Genomic DNA, 21,891 nt, shown 5'->3' with positions numbered 1-21,891 from the left:
AACCGGGGTATTAAACACATTCCTACTCAAATTATATTTTCCACCATTTTTTTGTCGATTTCCCGTAGCCGTAGCCATATTTACCGCCATAACCCAAATTAGACTCCTTAACCCCATTGACAATAAAGGACAAACCTTTTAGTTTCCCTTCCTTTTGCAATTTAATTGGGTAATCTAAGACTTTCAGCTCGGTAACTCCTGCTCGGGTCACATATAAAATCTGATCGGCAAACTCACTAATTAGCAAGGTATCAGTGACTACCATTAAAGGTGCCGTATCCACCACAATGTAATCATACTGGTCAACAACCTCATCCAACAATTCCTTCATACGGCCATTCATCAAAAGCTCAGCAGGATTCGGTGGAATTTTCCCCGAATAGATAACATCCACAGTCTGTTCATGGGCCAACATGCTAGAAACTATATCGCTACTAGTTAAGGTCTTATCCACTAAATACTCTGTAAGTCCATTTTTTCCTTTTTCCCTCTTTGCTTTACCCAATTCATCGACGTTCTTACCCGAATAGAACTGATATATTTTGGGGTTACGAATATCCGCCCCTATCAATAAAACCTTTTTATCGGTATTCGCAAAAATCATAGCCAAATTGGAAGAAACCAAAGTTTTTCCTTCCCCAGACACACTGGAAGTAATGTAAATAATATTACCTTTTGTTTCTTTCTCAGCATGGGACTTAATGATATAATCCAAATTGGTTCGTAGAATTCGCAAAGATTCTGCCAATACGGTGCGTTCTCCCAATTTAACCAACGAATTCTCTTTTTTTGAGATTTTAGGAAGTTCCGCCAATACCGGAATATTTCCAGTCAATTTTTCCAAATCCACCTTATTGTGTATTTTATTATCCAACAATTCATGAACATAAATTACGGTGAATGGAACTAACAATCCCAAAAACAAAGCCGCTAACATTACGATCTTTTTCTTAGGTGAAATCGGAAATGTACTTACAGGAAATGCACTGTCCACAATCTTGGACTTAGCTGAAGAGGATGCAAAAGTTATCTGGGCCTCCTCCCGTTTTTGAAGTAAATATAGATATAATGACTCCGTCGTCTGCTGTTGCCTCGCTATATCCCTTAAGGCACTTTCATTTTTCGGGGCCGAATAAATCCGCGAATTGATTTTGGACAAACGGTTACTCAAACTATTAACCTGAAGCCCTAAATTATTCGTCATCCCATTTAAACTGGAACGCATACTGCGTTTAAGCCCCTCCAACTGTTGATCCAAATTAACGATGATAGGGTTCTTCTCATTGGAACTTTCCAACAACCGCTTTCGTTGTAATGCCAATTCATTGTATTTTGCCGTGGTGTTGGCAATAGAGGCATCTTCCAACCCAACATTCGAAGGAAGAACCTCATAACCCTCTTCATTCTCAATAATCTCTTTCATTGAAGAAGCTATCTCCAATTGGATCGAGGCATTCTGCAATTGTTCCTGGTTTTCGGCCCCAATACTAAGGTTCAGGCTGTTTTGTGTAGCCACATCCGTAATACCCCTACCCGATTTGAATTCAACAGCCGATTGATCAGCAGAGGATAGTTCAACAGAAATTTTAGCTATTCGATCATCTATAAAACTGGAGGTCCGATCCGCTATGGCCTTTTTATCTTCAATGGCATTCTGGTTGTAGTTTGATATCAAGGAGTTGATAACATCCTCTGCGCGCTGAATTATTGGATCATTCAAGACAATGGTTATAATCTTGGATTGGGCATCCGTATAGGAAACTATTAAACTTTTTTGATATTGTTCTGCAACGGAAGCAACAGAACTTACAGAAACAGCATATTTATTTGTCCCTAACTTAGGTATGTTCTTAGTATTTGGTGTTACAATAATATCACCTGCAGGGGAAGCAATGGTTTTTCCATAGGAAAAACTCATAAAAGGGCCATCATCGTTCTCGGAATATTCAAAAGTTGTTTCATTTACAAGATTAACAAAAAAATGTGCCTGTGAATTGTTCACAATGGAATCGGGAGCGAGATAATTGATATTGAACGGTGGATTCGGATTTTTATAAATCCCGGTTTTTTTAATGTTACCCAAGGCCGTTATGGTTTTATTCAAACCAAGCTCTTGAACCACGTCTATTAAAGTAGATCTAGCTACAAGTACTTCAATTTCATCTTCGATTCGATTACCTACCCCTCCAAAAACATCCAAGTCCTGAAACACATTCAATTGGGATGATCCCTTCTCATCCTCTAAAATCTGGATTTTTGCTTGTACCGAATAAAGAGGAACCGCATAACGTGTATAAATATAACCTAGTATCATCGCAAATAACCCAGCGACCACAAACCATTTCCATCGCCTTACATAAGGTTTGATCATTTCTCTATAGTCCATATTCGAAGATAAAAGATTACTCATCGGGCTTTAAATTATTTTTAAATAGAATAAATTAGATCTTATTATCTAGTAAGGATTATAACTGTGGAGGTAATTAAAATTGAGGCAATGGAAATTGCGATATTGGCCCTATTATCCAAAGAGGAGGCAGTAATACCCGATTTATTGGGCTCCACATAAACCACATCATTCTGGGTGAGGTAAAAAACCGGGGATTTCACCATATCCTTGGAGGTAAGATTAATACGGTTATACACCTTGGTACCATTAAAATCCCGTATGACCAAAACGTTTTGACGCACCCCTCGAATGGTTAAGTCTCCAGCCAAACCTAGGGCTTCCAAAATTGTTATTTGTTCCCCGTTGACAGGATAAGTCCCGGGTTTATTTACTTCTCCCAAAACCGTAACCGTAAAGTTTTTTAATCGGATATTGATAATCGGGTCTTTCAAATAATCCGATAAGCGTTCCCTTAACAACAATCGCAATTCATCGGGAGAGAGTCCTTCTATCTTTAATTTACCAATTACCGGAAAATCAATTTCCCCGGCCTGATCCACTAAATAATCTACTTGCTCTGGCATATAACCGCTTTCAGGATTACCGCCATACAGATTAAAGGGGGCACTGGCCTCGGGATTCAAAGAAGAAACGTGGATCGAAACCAAATCATCAACCTTAAACTTGGAAACAAAATCATTATTATTGACCAATGTTTCAAAATCACCCGTATCCTGGAAATACACGACCTCTTTCCTAGAAGCACAGGATGTAATAATAAGGCCCGCAAGTAGTATGAAAAAATAGTGATTGAATTTTCTTGACATTTTATTGAATTTAGTTTACAATTATAATAAAAAAATAGGTTTGAATTACCTTCTTAACTGGTTTATTCCCAACTTACTTTTTATTCTCTTTAAATTATTCAGCCCCTTAACTAAAAGGTAATTTCTTTTTGATATACCAATTAACCTAAAATAATCAGGTGCAACATTGGAGCGATAATTATTCGTAATAGTTTTTGAAAAAAAACCAAACATTCTTTTGCAATATAAAATGCTAATTTAAAACGTTAAAAATCCGTAACCACCTAAAAGTTGATAGATTTCGGTGAAGTCTTTAAATAATCGATTAAGCGTAAAAAACACAAAAACAAACCCTTGTACGGTTTCTCAATTAATTTAAATAAATTATATCCGCAAATATTTCATTTTCATATGATATGATAGCGGACAGAAAATAAGGAAATCCAGAAAAGCCTACTAGTGAACAAATCTTTTAAGGGGTTACGTTAAAATATTTGGTTAATTACATACTTTTGAATTTCTTATTAACTAAAAATACAATCTAGGATGAAGATTTTAGTAACCGGAGCTGCTGGTTTTATCGGCTTTCATGTCTCAAAAAAATTAATAAGCCTTGGCCATAAGGTGGTCGGTCTAGACAATATCAATGACTATTACGATGTTAACCTCAAATATGAAAGGCTTAAGCAGCTAGGAATCAATAAGAAGGGTGCTGAAATTTTCGACACACCTAGCCAGAGTGATTCACACCCAGACCCCGACACATTCAATTTTATCAGAATGCATCTTGAGAATAAAGAAAGATTGGAAGAACTTTTTAAAAATGAAAAATTCGATGTGGTCTGTAACTTAGCTGCCCAAGCAGGAGTACGTTATAGTTTGGAAAACCCGAGTGCTTATATCAATAGCAATATTGTAGGCTTTATGAACATTCTGGAATGTTGTCGTCATTTTAACATTCAACACTTAGTGTACGCCAGTAGTTCCAGTGTTTATGGTCTAAATGAAAAAATCCCTTTCGAGACAAGCGACAGTGTTGACCACCCCATCAGTATTTATGCAGCTACGAAAAAAAGCAATGAGCTTATGGCCCATACTTACAGTCATTTGTATGGTTTACCTACAACCGGCTTGCGCTTCTTTACCGTTTATGGTCCTTGGGGCCGACCAGACATGGCCATATATCTTTTTGCCGATGCCATGACCAACGGCAAACCCATCAAAGTTTTTAACCAAGGCAAGATGGAACGGGATTTTACCTATATTGATGATATCGTTGAAGGGGTTACCCGTATTATCGAAAAAAAACCTGTTGATCGTCAAACAAATAAAGATTTATATAAAATATACAATATCGGCAACAACAAATCCGTTAAACTGATGGATTTCATTGAGGCCATAGAAATTAGTTTGGGTATAGCCGCAAAGAAAGAAATGTTACCCATGCAGCCCGGTGATGTAGCGGCAACCTGGGCCAATGTAGATGATTTAATAAAAGACTATGCTTATCAACCCAATACACCAATTAAAAAAGGTATTGAATCCTTTATTAAATGGTATAAAAATTATAATAAAATCTAATTATAAACAAAAAAATTAAAAACCACATTATATCTAAAAGAATACCTTTATCAATTGAACTAAGAATTACCGTTAGTGAAAAATATAAACTGGTTTTGCTTCAATACTTTTAACAAAAGTAAAATCAGGCCCATTAATTAAACTACCTGCAAATAATGGACTTTTTTTATGCCGTTAAAGTGTTCTCAAGATATTTTGCGATATTTGTTCAAAAAAAATTATATGAAAGAAATAACAAAAATTTGTTGTATAGGTGCTGGTTATGTAGGCGGACCAACTATGTCGGTGATTGCAAAGCAATGTCCGAATATTGAAGTTACCGTAGTGGACATCAATCAAAACAGGATTGATCAATGGAACGACGAAAATTTAGATAACCTACCCATCTATGAACCGGGCCTTAAAGAAATCGTGGCTGAAACCAGAGGTAAAAACCTTTTCTTTTCCACGGAAGTGGATAAGGCTATCGATGAAGCACAACTGATTTTCATTTCTGTAAACACCCCGACCAAAACCTACGGAAAAGGAAAGGGACAGGCCGCAGATTTAAAATACATTGAGCTATGCGCCAGAAATATCGCACGTGTATCCAAAGACGATAAGATCGTGGTTGAAAAATCGACTTTACCCGTACGTACTGCGAGTGCCATCAAAAGTATCTTACAGAATACAGGGAACGGCGTTAATTTCGAAATACTCTCAAATCCGGAGTTTTTAGCCGAAGGTACTGCCATTGATGATCTTTTGAATGCAGACCGTGTACTCATTGGTGGTGATGAGACCCCATCGGGACAGGAAGCAAAAGATGCCCTTAGTGCCATTTATCTGCAATGGTTACCTAAAGATAGGGTTTTACAGACCAATGTGTGGTCATCGGAATTATCTAAATTGGTCGCGAATGCCTTTCTTGCTCAAAGGGTTTCTTCTATAAATTCAATATCAGCACTTTGTGAAAAAACCGACGCCAATATTTCGGAAGTTTCCAGAGCCATAGGCTTTGATAGTAGGATTGGATCCAAATTCCTGAATTCCTCCGTAGGTTTCGGGGGTTCCTGTTTTCAGAAAGATATATTGAACCTTGTTTATATAGCCAGAAGTTTTGGACTACCGGAAGTTGCCGATTATTGGGAACAGGTCATCATTATGAACGATTACCAGAAAAAACGTTTCGCAGAAAATATTATCACGACCCTATACAATACGGTTTCGGGTAAAAAAATCGTATTCTATGGTTGGGCATTCAAAAAAGACACCAATGACACTCGGGAATCCGCTGCGATCTATGTGGCCGACGCCTTATTGGACGAACAGGCGGAAATCGTGGTATATGACCCAAAAGTACCCGCAGAAAGGATATATGCAGACCTTGATTACTTGAATACAAGGAGCCCTGAGGAAAACAGACGACTTTTAAAAGTGGTCAAAGATCCTTCCGAAGCGGTTGAGGATGCCCATGCAGTTGCCGTGCTTACGGAATGGGATGAGTTCAAAACATACGATTGGAAAGCCATCTACGATAAAATGCTGAAACCAGCTTTTGTTTTCGATGGAAGACGTTTGTTGGATAATGAAAAAATGAAAACCTTAGGATTTGATTATTACAAAATAGGGCAATCATAAAATCCTTCACGAAATACAATTGATTACAAGCTTTTATGGTTTAAGATTGATTAGCCTACTTCAAATGTCGCTTTGAATCATTAGACTACAACATCGATTATCCCCAAGGTATTCAATCCTAAGGAAGTTATGGATTGGTTTTGAACAGAATTAAAGTAGTAAGTTTGTGATTACTTAATATGTTAATGAAGAACTCAAAAATGGTCATTCCTAAGATTGCTGTTATTGGCCTTGGTTATGTAGGTTTGCCATTGGCCAGATTATTTGGAACAAAATATCCTGTAGTAGGTTTTGACATCGATTTAAATCGGGTTACCCAAATACAATCAGGCACTGACAAGACTTTAGAAATCGAAGAAACAATTTTACAAAAAGTACTTCGAAATAGTCCTAATATGAAAACTGGATTATACTGTACCAATAATATACAGGATATTAAGGATTGTAATTTCTATATTGTAACGGTACCAACACCTGTTGACAGCATCAATAGACCAGTACTCGACAACTTATTCAAAGCCAGTGAGACAGTTGGAATGGTTCTTAAACCTGGAGATATAGTCATTTATGAATCTACTGTTTACCCAGGGGCTACTGAGGAGGAATGTGTCCCTATTCTTGAAAAGACAAGTAGATTAATATTCAATATTGATTTTTTCGTGGGTTATTCCCCTGAAAGAATTAACCCTGGAGATAAGGAACATACTATTGAAAAAATATTGAAGGTTACTTCCGGATCCACAATGGAAATTGCAGAACAAATTGATAATTTATATGCCTCCGTAATTAAAGCTGGCACATATCGCGCCCCATCAATAAAGGTAGCTGAAGCAGCAAAAGTCATTGAAAATTCACAGCGAGATATCAATATTGCATTTGTAAACGAATTGGCTAAAATATTTAATTTAATGGGTATTGATACCCATGCCGTGTTAAAAGCGGCTAGTACTAAATGGAATTTTCTTCCATTTAAGCCAGGATTAGTTGGAGGACATTGCATTGGTGTAGACCCCTATTATTTAACCCAGAAGGCACAAGAATTTGGATATCATCCAGAGATTATTCTTGCTGGGCGACGCATGAATGATGGAATGGGCAAATACGTGGCTTCAGAAGTGGTAAAATTAATGGTGCAAAATGACATTAAGGTCAAGGACTCCCAAATTCTCGTATTAGGAATTACGTTTAAAGAAAACTGTCCTGATGTTCGAAACACCAAAGCTGTAGATGTCGTAAAGGAATTGGGCAGTTATGGTGCAAAAGTAACCATCTATGATCCATGGGCAATGGCAAAGGAAGTTAAACGTGAATATGGAATAGATACCACAAAAGTAATTCCAAAAGGAAGATTCGATGCTATTGTATTGACCGTAGCCCACAAACAGTATCTAGAAACTAAATTTAAAGACCTACTTAATCCCAATGGAATTCTGTATGATATAAAAGACTTTTTGAGCGAGGAAGTGGATGGTAGACTTTAAATCATAACATACTACAACCTTCCATATAACAACTTACGTTAGCATCAATACTTTTTTCTCGAATTTCAAGAATAGTTATATACGACAACAATAGTCACAATATCAATTAAAAAACCATTTGAATTTTTTAAGCCAATTAAAACTTCACTACCTCAAACTCAGATCTTCTATTCAGCCTATGCTTACTTTCAGAACAACGGACGGTACCATCACATTCATTAACCAATTGGGTCTCTCCAAAAGCCTCTATTTGCAATCTATCCGTGGTTATTCCTTGAGCTACCAAATACTCCAAAGTGTGTTCGGCCCTTTGTTCCGATAACCATAAATTATAGGATGCCGCACCCCTGGAGTCGGTATGGGCCCCAATCAAGATGGTTACTGTAGGGTTCTCTTTAAGGATTACGACCAATTGGTCTAATTTCTTCCTGTATGACGCATTCAAAAAAGACGATTCAAAATCAAAATAAACATTACCTAAGGCAGCGATAGCGTCCTTTACCCCTTGTTTACGCTGATTTTCGGCATCAATTTCCGCTGCCAATCTAGCTCTTTCCTTTTCTTGGGCCAAACGTTCCGCCAGAGCGGCCTCGTCTTTGATACGTTGCTCATTGGCCAAGGAATCCGCAATGCGCTGTTTTTCCTTTTCCATTGCCTGGATCAATGCCAGTTTCTCCTCCCCTTTTTTAGAAAGTCCTTTTTCAATTCCGAATTGATACACCACTCCAGCAGCGTGTTGAATGTGATTGGTAGCCTCATCATTGCCCATAGCCCATTTTCCCGAAGAACTTAGGTCTATGCCCCAACGATCAGAGAACCATGCCCTAAAACCTACTACGGCATTGTAAGTGCCCCTTGTTTGATCATTGGCGTCGGTATATCCTGCCCCAACCCCAACGTATGGGTCGAACCAACCGGTCTCCCCTATCAATTTGTTCAGATCATAAGTCAATCTAGCATCCAGTCCCAGATAGGTAGTTTCTTTCGTATTTACCCTGCGGTCTATGGTTTTACCCATTTTATACTTATTGTAGGTTCCAATAGCCTCCAAACCCAACCCATTCTTGAAATACCTGCCTATACTTACCCTGGAAGGAAAGGCAACGGCATTCCATTGTTCATCAACAGAAAACAACTGATCGAAAACATCACCGGAATCATCTACGATATTGTAACCGATACCGAACATCCAAGAGCTTTGAACAATACTATCCTTTGAGGTGAGTTGTAATTCGTCTTGTGAAAAAATCGGAGTGCAGGCAAGCATTGAACATACCAATGCACACATCATACTTTTCTTCATAGGTTAAAATTTAGGCTTTAAAAAAACAAAGTAATCAGTAAATAAAGCCCCCTACAAATAAGTTGTTTGAACTGCACGGATTTTCGTTAGGTTACATAAAAAATGTCATAATTATCATCTTACTGCTCTTTCTGAAAAGTGATTCTTTTAGATGTCAATGGTATTTTATACACACTAAACGGACTTACGGTGACTGAAGATGTACCTTTTTTTTTCATTTTGGTAACAGACGACCGCAACCTTATCTCTTTGTCATTTTCATTGGCAATAGACCATAAAACCTGTTCCCCCAGAGGTTGCTCCCCTGGGCAATGGATCAAAACCATGTCTTTGGTGAAGTCGACAACCGGTATGGGAATCCCTGGTTTTCGCGTTCTATTGATCTTTGAAAAGAATTTTTGTAAAGATTTTTGGTCCCTTATTATCAGTGTTTCCGAAGTATCGGCCCCACTGTAATTATCTTGAAGTAACAAGATTAAACCTTCTTTTGATGAATTTGACCCGTTCCCATCCCCCATGGTTGTTTTTTTCTGTCCGTTACAGGAAAAAAGAACTATAAAAACAAATACAGGTAAATATCTCATCTTACTTTACCATCTCATTCATTCGGGTATTATACGCTTTTAAGTAGATGGTCTCGTACATCGGCAGGACATTCAAAATATCGAATTTGGCAGCCACTTTTACAGCATTCTGCTTGAATTTCTCCAAGGTTTCATCATCCCGTAAGATTTTCAAAGCGTTACTGGCCATTTCGTCAACATCACCGACATCGCTTAAATACCCTGTCACACCTTGTATGTTGACCTCTGGGATACCACCTGCATTACTGGAGATTACCGGAACCCTATTGATCATAGCCTCCAAAGCCGCCAAACCAAAACTTTCCGCTTTCGAGGGTAGTAAGAACAAATCTGAAAAACACAATATCCTGTCTATTTCATTACTGTTCCCTAAAAAATGTACCTTATCGATAATACCTAATTGCTCGCACATGAATTCCGCATTTTCCTTCTCTGGCCCCTCACCTACCATAACCAATTTGGCCGGAATTTCCTGTTGGATCTTATTGAATATTTTGATTACATCGGGAATATGCTTTACAGCCCTAAAATTACTGATATGCGTAACGATACGCTCATTATCCTGAGCCATCATGGATCGTTGACAATCGGTGTATGATGCATTCTCATACTTTGATTTATCGATAAAATTGGGAACTACCTCAATTTCCTTCTCAATATCAAAGAATTCCAATGTTCGCTGTTTTAAATTCTCGGAAACCGCGGTTACCACATCAGATTGATTGATACTGAAATTTACGGCCGTCTTATAAAATGGATGTTTACCTACTAGAGTAATATCAGTGCCATGCAACGTTGTTATCATTGGCAGGTAGATTCCCTCTTCCTCCAACATTTTTTTTGCCATATATCCTGCATAGGCATGGGGTATGGCATAATGAACGTGCAATAAATCTATCCCGAATAATTTAACCGTATCGACCAATTTACTGGACAAAGCCAATTCATACGGCTGATAATGGAATAAAGGATATTCAGGCACATGTACCTCATGAAAGTGTATGCGCTGACTCAACAAGTCCAAACGTACGGGCTGGCGATAAGTTACGAAATGTACTTCATGCCCCCTATCGGCCAATGCTATGCCCAATTCGGTGGCCACAACACCACTTCCTCCAAATGTTGGGTAACAAACTATTGCTATTTTCACTCGTTGAGAATTTTATATTATTCGATAAAAAAGAAATAAGGATAAATCCTATTCGATCTTAGTCGGTATTCTATGATTTCCTTAATAAAAAAAACAATCATTCTATCATAAATACGAATTGACCTCCTAAAAATGCAATCTCATTTTTACAAAACTACTTTTTAATTGATAATAGCATCGTAAATAGCTTGCTGAATCCTAGTTCTTAACGCAGATTTAACTAAAAGGGTGTTCGATGAAGACGGGTAGGTTCTGTTCGATAAAAAAACATAAACGATTTCCTCCTCTGGATCGGCCCAAGTAAAGGTACCCGTAAAACCGCTATGACCAAAACTCTTTCTAGAAACACATCCGCAAGTTGGGCCACTTTCCTTCAACTGTGGTTTATCAAATCCAACCCCCCTTCGTACGTTCTTATCGCAAAAGTAGCAGGTATTGAATTTTTTTATGGTCCTCCCATCCAAAAACCGAGTTCCTCCATATTCACCTCCTTGTAGGTACATTTGCATGATCTTTGCAACATCATTGGCATTACTGAACAGTCCTGCATGTCCACCTACGCCACCTTGCATGGCCGCACCCATATCGTGCACATAACCTTGCACTGTTTGATAACGATAATATTTATCTACCTCTGTAGGCACAATCCTATTTTTTGGAAATTTTTCCAACGGATTATAACTGGTATCCATGGCCCCCAAAGGTTTATACAGAAAATCGTCCGCCAATTTATCCAAACGGGTCTTATAGGTGTCTTCTATATATTTTTTCATTACATAATAAGTGACATCACTATACCGATATCGGTTCGATTTCAGGTCCTGTCTGCCTATTCTATTGTAAATGGAATCCTTATAAGCATCGGTCAAATAGAGATTGTCGGTTACTTTGATACTGAATCCTGGGGTTGGCTTGTTCCTATAAAACTCTGAAGAAGGTTTTCTTTTTTCATCCAATGTACTGACATAAAAAGCTATCCAAGCCGGTAAACGCCCATAATGCGACAATGCCTTTAAAACGGTCACGTTCTTAATCGCGGTATCGGAATATTCGGGTATTAGATCCTGAAAAGTATCGTTCAAGGCGATCTTTCCCGTTTCCTCCATTTTCATTAACATAGGTAAGGTTGCCAATATCTTTGTCAACGAAGCAAGGTCGTAAATATGGTCCGTGGTTATACTATCAGTAGAGGAATAGGTAGGTTTTCCAAAACCTTTGTTATACACGACTTTCCCTTTTCGGGCCACCAAAACCTGAGCCCCTGGAAACATCAATGAATCCAATCCGTTATGTACAAGCCTATCGACCTCGGCCAATTTCCCCGAGCTTAACCCCACCCGTTCGGGAATACTATATCCCAAACGTTTCAATGAACTTAGATTTACTGAAGTATTTACCGGAAAATCAGCATGTGATGATACTGGCAAAACACCTTTGGCACTAATTGCCCCGAAAATAAGCTGGGCCGTTTTTTGTTGTGCCAATACACTATTTTGATAAGCTACCACAACACCGTCTATACTGTTGAACGAAGTTATATCTTTTAAAGCATAAGGTTTGGTAAATACGGCGAGCACAAGGTTAGAAGACCTCTCACTGGCTATTCCTTGTAACCATTGCAACTCCTGCTTTGTAAACTTATAGGCTTTCCACGGACTTTCATTACTCTTATGATGCCCTATGATCACTAGATTATAATCCTTAAGTTTTTCTTTGAGCGTAGCCAGGTCTTTACCATTAACCTGGGTGACTTTTGCATATTTATTCAACTCATCAAGAAATGGCTTACTGTCGGCATCCCCGAATTTTACATAAGCGATCTTTTTATTCTCCAATTTCTTGATTCCCAAAAGATAGAATTTATTCTTTACCACAGTGATGGCATTCTCAATGGCCTCTTCATAAATCAGGTCATTCTCCAACCCATTAAGATCTTCATATAGATTATCAATCGGAATAGGTTTGTATTTATTTAGCCCGACCTTATATTTGGCCAAAAGGATTTTTTTAACGGAATTGGCCAGTCTTTCCTCCGAAATCCTTCCACTTTCATATGCCTTTTGCAGTTTTTCCTTGGCCTTGGTCACCGCTGTGGGCATTAACAAAATATCATTGCCCGCCAAAAAAGCAGCCAACTCAACATCGCCATCCTTTCCCCTGGTACTTACCCCCTTCATATTCAATGCATCTGTAAAGACCAAACCTTCGAAGCCCATCTGCTCTTTTAGGATTCCAGAAATTATCTGTTCTGATAAAGATGAAGGAAGATCTTCTTGGATTTCCATGGCCGGAACATTCAAATGTGCCACCATTACACTGCTTAACCCCTCTTGTATTAACCTGCGATAAGGGTAGAGTTCCAAACTATCCAAACGTTGTCTTGTAAATGGTATCAATGGCAATGCGTTGTGTGAATCCGTTGCCGTATCACCATGTCCTGGAAAATGTTTTCCGCTAGAGAGTACGCCTGTACTTTCCATACCTTTCATAAAGGCGATTCCTTTGTTGGCCACATTTTCCTTATCCTCACCAAAAGAGCGATTTCCGATAATAGGATTCAAAGGATTTGTATTGATATCGATATCCGGGGCAAAATTTATATGCACCCCTAAACGTTTAGCATGTAATCCTATCTGTTTCCCGACTTTTTCTACAATTGAATTATCTTTTATGGCCCCTAATGTCATATTCCAAGGGAAAGCATAGGTAGAATCCAATCGCATGGCCAAACCCCATTCCGCATCCATTCCGACCAATAAAGGTATTTTGGATAGGGATTGAAATGAATTTGTGATTTTTGCCTGTCGGATGGGTCCCCCGGTGGAAAAAATAACCCCACCTATATGTTCTTCCCTTATAAGGGTTTTTATGTTGGCGATACTAGCCTTGTCCTGGCTTGATGCTACACTCACCATGAACAATTGCCCCAATTTTTCATCCAATGACATGGCGTTGTACTGGGATTCGACCCAACGCTCTTGCCCAAGGCTATCGTTGACCACCAATGGGTTATGCTGTGCATTGGCACAGTACATAAATAATAAGAAAAATGAAAAAATGCTATACAAACGCATATTGGACAAGTCTAAGGAAATAACTTAAAAGGAAAATTAATATTGCATATCACTAAGTAACCCTTATGTTAAAACATATCGATTGCAAATACAATACCAAGAAAAAACTACATAAAACGGCTATGCCAGCTTTCAGAAGCAGGAACCTCCCAATGCTCTGAATATTCCCCTTTATTTGTTACTAAATTATTAAAAACTATAGTGTTTTTTGAAACCGCCTTTTGCTTGGCCATTTTCTTGAATTCGCTCAATGGTTTGTAGGCTATGTAATCGCCTTGTTTATAAGATACATTCATCTTATCCAATAATTCCACATCGTATTTCTTTTCCAATTTTTGGATAAAATGCACCGATGCATCAATAGAGCAGCCAGAGGCCGAAGTCAACGTTTGATCCAATGCCAATATTATAAATCTCTTGTACCGTATCTCGTAACCGGCCTTTAAATCACTCCCATGGGTAGTCCACTCCTCAATGAATGCATCTAACTCCAGCCCTATTTCCTGCAATTCCGAATCGGAAAAACTTCTATTGGCCTGGAATACCCATATTCTGGATGAATCCGGTAATGCATTGAAATCTACTAACATAGTAAAAGATTTTGGGTATTATTAAAATTAAAACAGTTTACAGGTCCTCGGCGTTCGCGATAAGCTCGGCAATATCCATTACCTTGATTTCACTTTCCTTTTCTTTGTTCTTGACCCCATCGGTCATCATGGTATTACAAAAAGGACAAGCAGCGGCAATAATCTCCGGTTCTGTCTCCAAGGCCTGCTCCGTACGCTCAATATTAATGTCCTTATCGCCCTCCTCTGGTTCTTTGAACATTTGGGCACCACCGGCCCCACAACATAAACCGCGGGACTTACAATTCTTCATTTCAACCAATTCGGCATCCAACTTTTTGATCAAATCCCTAGGGGCTTCATAAACATTGTTCGCCCTACCTAAATAACAAGGATCGTGAAAAGTGATTTTTTTCCCTTTGAACTTTCCTCCTTGCATCGAAATTCGGCCTTCTTCCAACAATTGTTTTAAAAATTGGGTATGGTGCACTACCTCATAATTACCTCCTAATCCCGGATATTCATTTTTTAAGGTATTAAAGCAATGCGGACAAGTGGTAACCACCTTCTTTACCTCATAAGCATTCATCACCTCTATATTCGTAACAGCCTGCATCTGGAACAAAAATTCATTTCCTGCCCTTTTTGCCGGATCACCGGAACAACTTTCTTCGGTACCTAATACAGCAAAGGACACATTGGCCTTATTCAGGATCTTTACGAAGGCTTTGGTTATTTTCTTTGCCCGATCGTCAAAACTCCCTGCGCAACCTACCCAAAACAAAACTTCGGGTTGTTTACCGGCCGCAAAAAGTTCAGCCATTGTCGGTACTTTCATTTCACTTCCCATACTAAGGATTTATTTTGTTTAGGATTCGTCTTTCCAATTCAACCTATCCATTTGATTGAATGGCCATGGCGCCCCGTTATTCTCTATATTGCCCATCATATTATTCAAATCTGATGGTGCTGCGGATTGTTCCATTACCAAATATTGTCTCATATCCATGATAATGGATAATGGATCTATACTTACAGGACATGCTTCGGTACATGCATTACAAGAGGTACAGGCCCAAAGTTCTTCATTGGTAATATAATCGCCCAACAATTGTTTGCCATCATCAACGAATTTGCCATTATTGGCATCTATATTCTTACCTACTTCCTCTAATCGATCACGGGTGTCCATCATGATCTTTCGAGGTGACAGTTTCTTTCCTGTAAGGTTCGCGGGACATTCACTGGTACAACGGCCACATTCGGTACATGTGTAGGCATTGAGCAATTGTACCCTGCTTAAATCCATCACATCCGATGCCCCGAATTTACCGGGTTCCCCTGCGTCCTCAGCGGGAGCAGCATAAGGATCCGCATCGGGATCCATCATTAGTTTAACTTCTTGGGTAACGGCATCCAAATTCCTGAATTTACCTTTTGGTCCCAACTTACCGAAATAGGTGTTTGGGAATGCCAACAAAATATGTAGATGTTTGGAATAGTAAAGGTAATTCAAAAAACATAGAATACCGACAATATGCAACCACCAAGCTGTTCTTTCAATAATGATTAATGTTTGTGCCGACATTCCATCTAAAATCGGCACCAAAAATTGACTTATGGGAAAGGTTCCGGCCTCAACATAATGTGCAGCCCCCAACTGCTGCAACTGAAAATCAGCGGCATTCATCGTTAAAAACAGGCACATCAGGACCAATTCTATATACAAGATCATGTTCCCGTCATTTTTCGGCCATCCACTCATTTCGGGGCTCATGAACCTCTTTAACCGTATAACGTTTCTTCGAATCCAAAAGAGTATGACCGAAATGATAACCAAAAAAGCCAAAATCTCAAATGAAGCGATCAAAACATCATAAATTACTCCTAGGTCCGCAAAAATCCTGTGAGTACCTAAAAGACCATCTATGACTATTTCAAGAACCTCTAAGTTTATGATAATGAAACCTACATAAACCAGAATATGTAAAATACCGGGTACAGGCCTAACCACCATTTTGGTCTGACCCAAAGCGATCTTGACCATATTCTTCCATCGTTGGGGCTTGTTGTCGCTTACATCGACCTCTTTTCCCAGCTGAATATTACGAATAAGCTTTTTTACATTACGTGCAAAAAAAACAATACCGATAACCAGTATCAGTGCGAAGATAATATTGCTAATATATTCCATTTATGGCTGTTCTTTATTTTCCGCAGGGTCATTTTCAGGAAGCGTATAATCCTTTTGCTTTTTTCCGAAAACGGATACGTTTACATATCGTTTCGGATTTAAACGAAAATCCTGTAATAACAGATCTAATTCCTTTGATGCGTTGTTCAGGTTATTATACAGGGCCTCGTCTTTCATAAGTTTCCCCATTGATCCATCACCGCGTTCTATTTGCCCCAGAATCTTATCCAAGTTAGAAACAGTGGATTCCAAACTGGCCATGGTACGTCCTAATCCCGCATTGTTCAATGAATCTGAAAGTTTAGCGAAATTAGAGGATAGCTCTGAGAAGTTGGTCAACGAACTATCTAACTTCCCTTGGTTTTTTTGTAATAATTGATTCAACACCTCGGCACTGCCCTGAAGACTATGCATAAGCTCGTTAAGACCGGCAATTGATTCCCTTAATTCGTTTTTGGTCTTATCGTCCAATACTTGATTCACATTCATCAATAAGGAATCGGCATTGGTAAAGGCCCCTTCTATTTTCTGTTGTAACGGTGTAAGTTTTTGCTGAACCAGTTCGGTCAATCCAGGACGGGTATCCGTAATCAAGGTATCCCCTGATTGGGCCTCACGGGCACCATCAAAAACAGGTCTGATCTGAATTCCCTTACCTCCGATTATTCCAGTATCGTACAATTCTGCCTTACTGTTCTTGGAAAAACTGAATTCATTGTTCACGGAAAAAGTGACCAATAAATTTCCGGTCTCATCTTTGAATTTTATGTCATTGACTATACCTACATTATACCCATTGATAGAAACCTGTGTTCCGGGCTGAAGCCCTCCAACATGCTTATAAACAGCATAAAAAGTCTTACTATTATCAAATATAGGTGTTGATTTCAAATAGCTAAAACCTAAAATAAAAAGGAGGATGCCCCCTACCACTATTATTCCCGTTTTAATTTCCCTGGATAGTTTCAAATGGATTGATTTATCGTTTCTAACAAAATTAGAAATAAAATTGAGACTGCTGTTATTATTCCGAAACGTATTTAAGCGCATCGGCCACAGGTATGCGCACACCATCCTTGTAAGCAACGATATAGGAGCCTGTAAACCCTTTTATATCAGCGTTTGACTTTAACATTTTCGCTTCTTCAAAAGAATGGGTTTTACCGTACATGTAGCGATAAAGGTTCTTAAAACGTTCTCGTGAAACATTTCCCAGCCCCTTGAAATTTTGGGGAATCAATTCCAAATCCTTGCCACTCGCCATGATCTGCACCTTAAATGCTACATTGGTCTTTTCCATGGATTTTACCGCTGTTATCCCCTCTTCTTTTTTCTTGACCTCTTCTTCTACCGTGGTTTTCGATGCCGCTATTTCTTCTTTAATAGGCTCCTTTTTCAAATCAACAGGCTCGGGTTCAGGTTTCTTTTCTTCCTTGGGAATCGGAGGCACTTCAATTGGTTTTTCCTCCTTTGCGGGTAAGACTTCCTCATTTAGGGCAACTTCCGTATCAAGGGTTTGTTGACCGGTTATCCCTGTATGTACACTATTTTTGTACTTTAAAACAGCTTCCGCAATCGCCTGTGCAATTTGGGCCTGCCCCTTTTTTGAGTTCAAATAAGCCCCTTCTGATTTATTGGTCAAAAATCCTGTTTCTACCAGAACACTCGGCATAAACGTTTGGTGCAAGACTATAAAACCTGCTTGTTTCACTTTGCGGTTTACCCTATTCAGTTGTCCTGAAAAATTATCCTGTATCATTTTGGCCAGGGCAATACTTTGGTCCAAGAACTCCTCTTGCATTATGGTCAACCCAATGATCGACTCTGGGGAATTGATATCGTAATCGGCATATCGATCCTCATAATTATCCTCCAAATAAATTACCGAGTTCTCTTTCTTGGCTATTTCAAAATTCTGTTTATTGGCATGTAGCCCCAAAACGAACGTACCAGCCCCATGGGCATCGGAAGAATGCGAATCACAATGAACGGAAACAAACAAATCGGCATTCGCCTTGTTCGCAATTTCACCCCGAACGAACAAATCAACGAAGGTATCGTCCTTTCTGGTGTATATTACCTTGAAATCCGGATTGGCCTCCAATATCCTACCAACATTCAATACAATATTCAAGGCAATATTTTTTTCTAAGTAGCCATTGCCAAGGTTACCAGGGTCGTGCCCGCCATGTCCTGCATCCAAAACGATCACGAATTTACCATCATTGCGTTGAAGCCCTTTGTTTACTGTGTTTGCGCAAAGTAGTATTGGAAATAGTAATATGGTTAAAAGATAAAAACGTTTCAAATTCATTTTCATGAGGTAATTTGAGAATCTTAAATAGGTTAAATTTATTGTAATACCCTATAAGTGGAACAAAAAATATATGTATGTTTGACCTTCAAAAAGTCAAGCCAACCTTTACAAAAATAGGATATCTAGCCTTGCAATCAAATAAACAATATTTACTTTTCATTTTCCTACTTATAATCGGTAGTGGTATCGGGCATGCCCAAGAGGACAAAATAGTGCCTTTAACCATTAAGGTTGAACAGGATACTATTTTCGCCCCCCTTTTGACCGAGGCTGAACTCAGAAAAGAAACGGGCAATGATTCTACCGAGGTCGATACTACAAAAACCAAACCACCTTTATTATTGGATGTAATAAAGTACAAGGCGAAGGATTATGTACGTATGAGCCAAAAGGAACAAAAAATCTACCTTTATAACGAAGCTGAGATCCTATATCAAGATACAGAACTCAGGGCAGGTATAATCGTTATGGATTATGTGAAAAATGAAGTTTATGCCGGACGAATCAAAGATTCACTGGGCAATTACACCCAGCTCCCATTTTTTAAACAAGGTACCAATGAGGTAATCCCTGACTCCATCCGGTTCAATTTCGATACACAAAAAGCGATTATCTGGAATTCCCGTACAGAACAACAAGCCGGTCTTGGCCAATTAGGCAGTGATGCCATGAAGGTTTACGCAGATATCACGAAAAAGGAAAATGACTCGGTCTATTTTTTGAGTGAAGGAAAGATTACGACCTCTACCGATACCATTGACCCTGATTATTACATTAGGATCCGAAAGGCCAAATTTGTACCGAAAAAGAAAGTGATAGCAGGTTTCAGTAACTTGTACATTGCGGATGTGCCCACACCGATAGCGTTACCTTTTGCTTACTTTCCGTTAAGTGTGGGAAGAACGGCAGGGGTAATGATGCCTACTTTTGGTAACCAAGCCGACAAAGGTTATTTTTTGCAGGATTTGGGCTATTATGTCCCTATTGGTGAATACGCCGATATTTTGGTCACCGGTGATTTTTACACCAATGGTAGTTGGGGTTTCAAGACCCAATCCATTTACTCCAAACGTTATAAATACAGTGGAAATGTAAATTTCAGGTTTGAGAACATCATAACAAGTCAAAAAGGCTTCAGTGATTACAGCCTCACCAAGAACTGGAACATTCAGATATCACATTCACAGGATACCAAGGCCAGCCCAAATTCCAGGTTCTCGGCATCGGTGAACATGGGAAGTAGTGAATACTATCGTAATTCGCTGCAACAAAGAAACTTGCCGAGTACCCAAAACAACACCCTGTCTTCGTCCATTTCCTATTCAAAGACTTTTCCGGCCTACCCATCCGTGAATATGAGTTTATCTGCCACGCACAGCCAAAACACCAATACAGAGGCCATTGAATTGACCCTACCGACGTTACAAGCAAGTATGGAGCGTATTTACCCATTTGCGAAACGGGATGGCATTAAAAAGGGAATCATTCAAAATATCAACTTTCAGTATGATTTAAATGCGGCGAACAAAATATCGACTACTGATGATGATTTTCTGAAAGCCGAAATGTTCGATGGGGCTAAAATCGGGGCAAAACACTCCATACCACTTACCACGAACTTCAAGGTCGCAAAATATTTCAGTGTTAGTGTAGGGGGAACTTATCAGGACATATGGACCATGCAGACTTATGGCCAAAGTTATGATGAAACAGAGGACGAAGTGGTCACGGACACCATAAGTGGCTTCGACCGTTTTAACAAATACAATTTCAGCGCAAGCATTGGAACTACCCTTTATGGTACTTTCAATTTTGGGGAAGACAAAAAGATACAGGCGATAAGACACGTAATGCGACCTTCGTTGAGTTATGGTTACGCCCCTTCTTTTGAGCAGTTTTATGACGAATATATTGATGAAGATGGTGAAGTAGTACAGTACTCCAGATTTGAAAACACCCTTTATGGATCACCAAGCCTTAGCAAATCGAACAGTTTAAGTTTCTCTCTTGCAAATACCCTTGAAGCTAAGGTACGTGATAAGGACTCAACGGCCACAGAACCAAAAAAGGTCCCCATTCTGAGTAACTTCAATATTTCAACAGGATATAATTTTGAATCGGACTCGCTCAGATTAAGTCCGTTAAGTGTAAATGGTGGTACGACCTTATTGGACAGTAAGATGTCAGTTAATTTCTCCGCTGGTCTTGACCCCTATGCTATTGACAATAATGGTACACGAATAAACACCTTAAATATAAAAAACGGGGGAAGCCTATTTCGTCTAACCCGCGCTAACGTTAATGTAGGGTATTCATTAAGCAGTGATATGTTCAGTAAGGACAAGGGCGAAGACAAGGAGAAAAAAGATGATCGTTTTGACTATGTGGCACAAAGTGGTGGCCGTACGGATGATTTATTCGGTCGGGCCGATAGTTTTCAGGACAACCCGGACCAATCAAAAGAAGGTGAAGATGTTGAAAACCCCATATATGGCACCAAAATTCCTTGGAACCTTAGATTGGCTTACTCGGCTTCTTACACCAATTCGGCGAGGCAGAACGAATTTAGCAGTCACTCCCTTATGTTCTCCGGAGACGTAGAACTGTCACCTAGATGGAAGGTTGGTGGTTCCTCTGGGTATGACTTCAAAGGAAAAGGCTTTACCCTTACCCAATTGCGTTTTGAACGCGATTTAAAAAGTTTCGTAATGCGTTTCAACTGGACACCCTTCGGAACTTATAAACGATGGTACTTCTTTATCGGAATCAAAAGCTCTATACTCAGTGACCTTAAATGGGAGAACAGAAGTAAGTAAGTTTCGG

15 protein-coding genes are annotated in these 21,891 nt (G+C 39.1%); 4 read left to right on the top strand and 11 right to left on the bottom strand.

Annotated elements, in window-relative coordinates; all coding sequences use genetic code 11:
* Positions 1-31: 31 nt before the first annotated feature.
* A complete protein-coding gene (locus R3X28_RS14535) occupies positions 32-2,410 on the bottom strand; it encodes a polysaccharide biosynthesis tyrosine autokinase (RefSeq protein WP_317665209.1) in 2,379 nt (792 codons plus the stop codon).
* 41 nt (positions 2,411-2,451) lie between these two features.
* Positions 2,452-3,216, bottom strand: a complete 765-nt coding sequence (locus R3X28_RS14530; RefSeq protein ID WP_317665207.1) for a polysaccharide biosynthesis/export family protein — start codon at positions 3,214-3,216, stop codon at positions 2,452-2,454.
* Positions 3,217-3,741: 525 nt separating this feature from the next.
* Between R3X28_RS14530 and R3X28_RS14525 the strand changes: the two genes are divergently transcribed.
* The 3 genes from R3X28_RS14525 to R3X28_RS14515 all read left to right on the top strand — a co-directional run bounded on the left by R3X28_RS14525 (position 3,742) and on the right by R3X28_RS14515 (position 7,877).
* Complete coding sequence (locus R3X28_RS14525) at positions 3,742-4,776, top strand: NAD-dependent epimerase (RefSeq protein ID WP_317665205.1); 1,035 nt, start codon at positions 3,742-3,744, stop codon at positions 4,774-4,776.
* Between the two features lie 222 nt (positions 4,777-4,998).
* The gene (locus tag R3X28_RS14520) at positions 4,999-6,396 is read left to right on the top strand and encodes a nucleotide sugar dehydrogenase (RefSeq protein WP_317665203.1); all 1,398 of its coding nucleotides are present in this window, start codon (positions 4,999-5,001) and stop codon (positions 6,394-6,396) included.
* 185 nt (positions 6,397-6,581) lie between these two features.
* Positions 6,582-7,877, top strand: a complete 1,296-nt coding sequence (locus R3X28_RS14515; protein ID WP_411556617.1) for a nucleotide sugar dehydrogenase — start codon at positions 6,582-6,584, stop codon at positions 7,875-7,877.
* Positions 7,878-8,013: 136 nt separating this feature from the next.
* Here R3X28_RS14515 and R3X28_RS14510 read toward each other — a convergent pair whose 3' ends face one another.
* The 9 genes from R3X28_RS14510 to R3X28_RS14470 form a co-directional block, all read right to left on the bottom strand.
* Positions 8,014-9,180: an OmpA family protein gene (locus R3X28_RS14510; protein WP_317665201.1), complete on the bottom strand. Its 1,167-nt coding sequence runs from the start codon at positions 9,178-9,180 to the stop codon at positions 8,014-8,016.
* A 119-nt stretch (positions 9,181-9,299) separates the two neighbouring features.
* Complete coding sequence (locus R3X28_RS14505) at positions 9,300-9,764, bottom strand: hypothetical protein (RefSeq protein ID WP_317665199.1); 465 nt, start codon at positions 9,762-9,764, stop codon at positions 9,300-9,302.
* A gap of 1 nt (position 9,765) precedes the next feature.
* Positions 9,766-10,914 carry an N-acetyl-alpha-D-glucosaminyl L-malate synthase BshA gene (gene bshA, locus R3X28_RS14500; protein WP_317665197.1) on the bottom strand — a complete coding sequence of 383 codons (1,149 nt, stop codon included), beginning with the start codon at positions 10,912-10,914 and terminating at the stop codon, positions 9,766-9,768.
* Between the two features lie 161 nt (positions 10,915-11,075).
* Positions 11,076-13,988 carry a glycoside hydrolase family 3 N-terminal domain-containing protein gene (locus tag R3X28_RS14495; protein WP_411556616.1) on the bottom strand — a complete coding sequence of 971 codons (2,913 nt, stop codon included), beginning with the start codon at positions 13,986-13,988 and terminating at the stop codon, positions 11,076-11,078.
* A gap of 107 nt (positions 13,989-14,095) precedes the next feature.
* Entirely contained in the window at positions 14,096-14,578 is a 483-nt protein-coding gene (locus tag R3X28_RS14490; RefSeq protein ID WP_317665193.1) for an ABC transporter ATPase, read from the bottom strand.
* 37 nt (positions 14,579-14,615) lie between these two features.
* Complete coding sequence (locus tag R3X28_RS14485) at positions 14,616-15,407, bottom strand: (Fe-S)-binding protein (protein WP_154364959.1); 792 nt, start codon at positions 15,405-15,407, stop codon at positions 14,616-14,618.
* Between the two features lie 18 nt (positions 15,408-15,425).
* Positions 15,426-16,751: a (Fe-S)-binding protein gene (locus R3X28_RS14480; protein WP_317665191.1), complete on the bottom strand. Its 1,326-nt coding sequence runs from the start codon at positions 16,749-16,751 to the stop codon at positions 15,426-15,428.
* Positions 16,752-17,720 carry an MlaD family protein gene (locus R3X28_RS14475; protein WP_317665189.1) on the bottom strand — a complete coding sequence of 323 codons (969 nt, stop codon included), beginning with the start codon at positions 17,718-17,720 and terminating at the stop codon, positions 16,752-16,754. It lies immediately after the preceding gene.
* Between the two features lie 55 nt (positions 17,721-17,775).
* Positions 17,776-19,071 (bottom strand): N-acetylmuramoyl-L-alanine amidase family protein, encoded by a 1,296-nt coding sequence (locus tag R3X28_RS14470; protein ID WP_411556615.1) that lies wholly within the window; start codon positions 19,069-19,071, stop codon positions 17,776-17,778.
* Between the two features lie 71 nt (positions 19,072-19,142).
* On the opposite strand from R3X28_RS14470, the gene R3X28_RS14465 reads away from it, so the two are divergent.
* A complete protein-coding gene (locus tag R3X28_RS14465) occupies positions 19,143-21,884 on the top strand; it encodes a putative LPS assembly protein LptD (RefSeq protein WP_317665187.1) in 2,742 nt (913 codons plus the stop codon).
* Positions 21,885-21,891: the final 7 nt, after the last annotated feature.

It is taken from the genome of Maribacter sp. TH_r10 (assembly GCF_033101095.1).
In the GTDB taxonomy this organism is placed as follows: domain Bacteria; phylum Bacteroidota; class Bacteroidia; order Flavobacteriales; family Flavobacteriaceae; genus Maribacter_A; species Maribacter_A luteus.
This window is presented reverse-complemented; position numbering and strand designations above follow the sequence as displayed.

Excerpts from the sequence above, each read along its gene's own strand:
- R3X28_RS14505 (WP_317665199.1), bottom strand. The coding sequence starts at position 9,764 with ATGAGATATTTACCTGTATTTGTTTTTATAGTTCTTTTTTCCTGTAAC.
- R3X28_RS14530 (WP_317665207.1), bottom strand. The coding sequence starts at position 3,216 with ATGTCAAGAAAATTCAATCACTATTTTTTCATACTACTTGCGGGCCTT.
- R3X28_RS14525 (WP_317665205.1), top strand. The coding sequence starts at position 3,742 with ATGAAGATTTTAGTAACCGGAGCTGCTGGTTTTATCGGCTTTCATGTC.
- R3X28_RS14465 (WP_317665187.1), top strand. The coding sequence starts at position 19,143 with ATGTTTGACCTTCAAAAAGTCAAGCCAACCTTTACAAAAATAGGATAT.
- R3X28_RS14515 (WP_411556617.1), top strand. The coding sequence starts at position 6,582 with ATGAAGAACTCAAAAATGGTCATTCCTAAGATTGCTGTTATTGGCCTT.
- R3X28_RS14535 (WP_317665209.1), bottom strand. The coding sequence starts at position 2,410 with ATGAGTAATCTTTTATCTTCGAATATGGACTATAGAGAAATGATCAAA.
- R3X28_RS14490 (WP_317665193.1), bottom strand. The coding sequence starts at position 14,578 with ATGTTAGTAGATTTCAATGCATTACCGGATTCATCCAGAATATGGGTA.
- R3X28_RS14510 (WP_317665201.1), bottom strand. The coding sequence starts at position 9,180 with ATGAAGAAAAGTATGATGTGTGCATTGGTATGTTCAATGCTTGCCTGC.
- R3X28_RS14480 (WP_317665191.1), bottom strand. The coding sequence starts at position 16,751 with ATGGAATATATTAGCAATATTATCTTCGCACTGATACTGGTTATCGGT.
- R3X28_RS14470 (WP_411556615.1), bottom strand. The coding sequence starts at position 19,071 with ATGAAAATGAATTTGAAACGTTTTTATCTTTTAACCATATTACTATTT.
- R3X28_RS14520 (WP_317665203.1), top strand. The coding sequence starts at position 4,999 with ATGAAAGAAATAACAAAAATTTGTTGTATAGGTGCTGGTTATGTAGGC.
- R3X28_RS14495 (WP_411556616.1), bottom strand. The coding sequence starts at position 13,988 with ATGCGTTTGTATAGCATTTTTTCATTTTTCTTATTATTTATGTACTGT.
- R3X28_RS14485 (WP_154364959.1), bottom strand. The coding sequence starts at position 15,407 with ATGGGAAGTGAAATGAAAGTACCGACAATGGCTGAACTTTTTGCGGCC.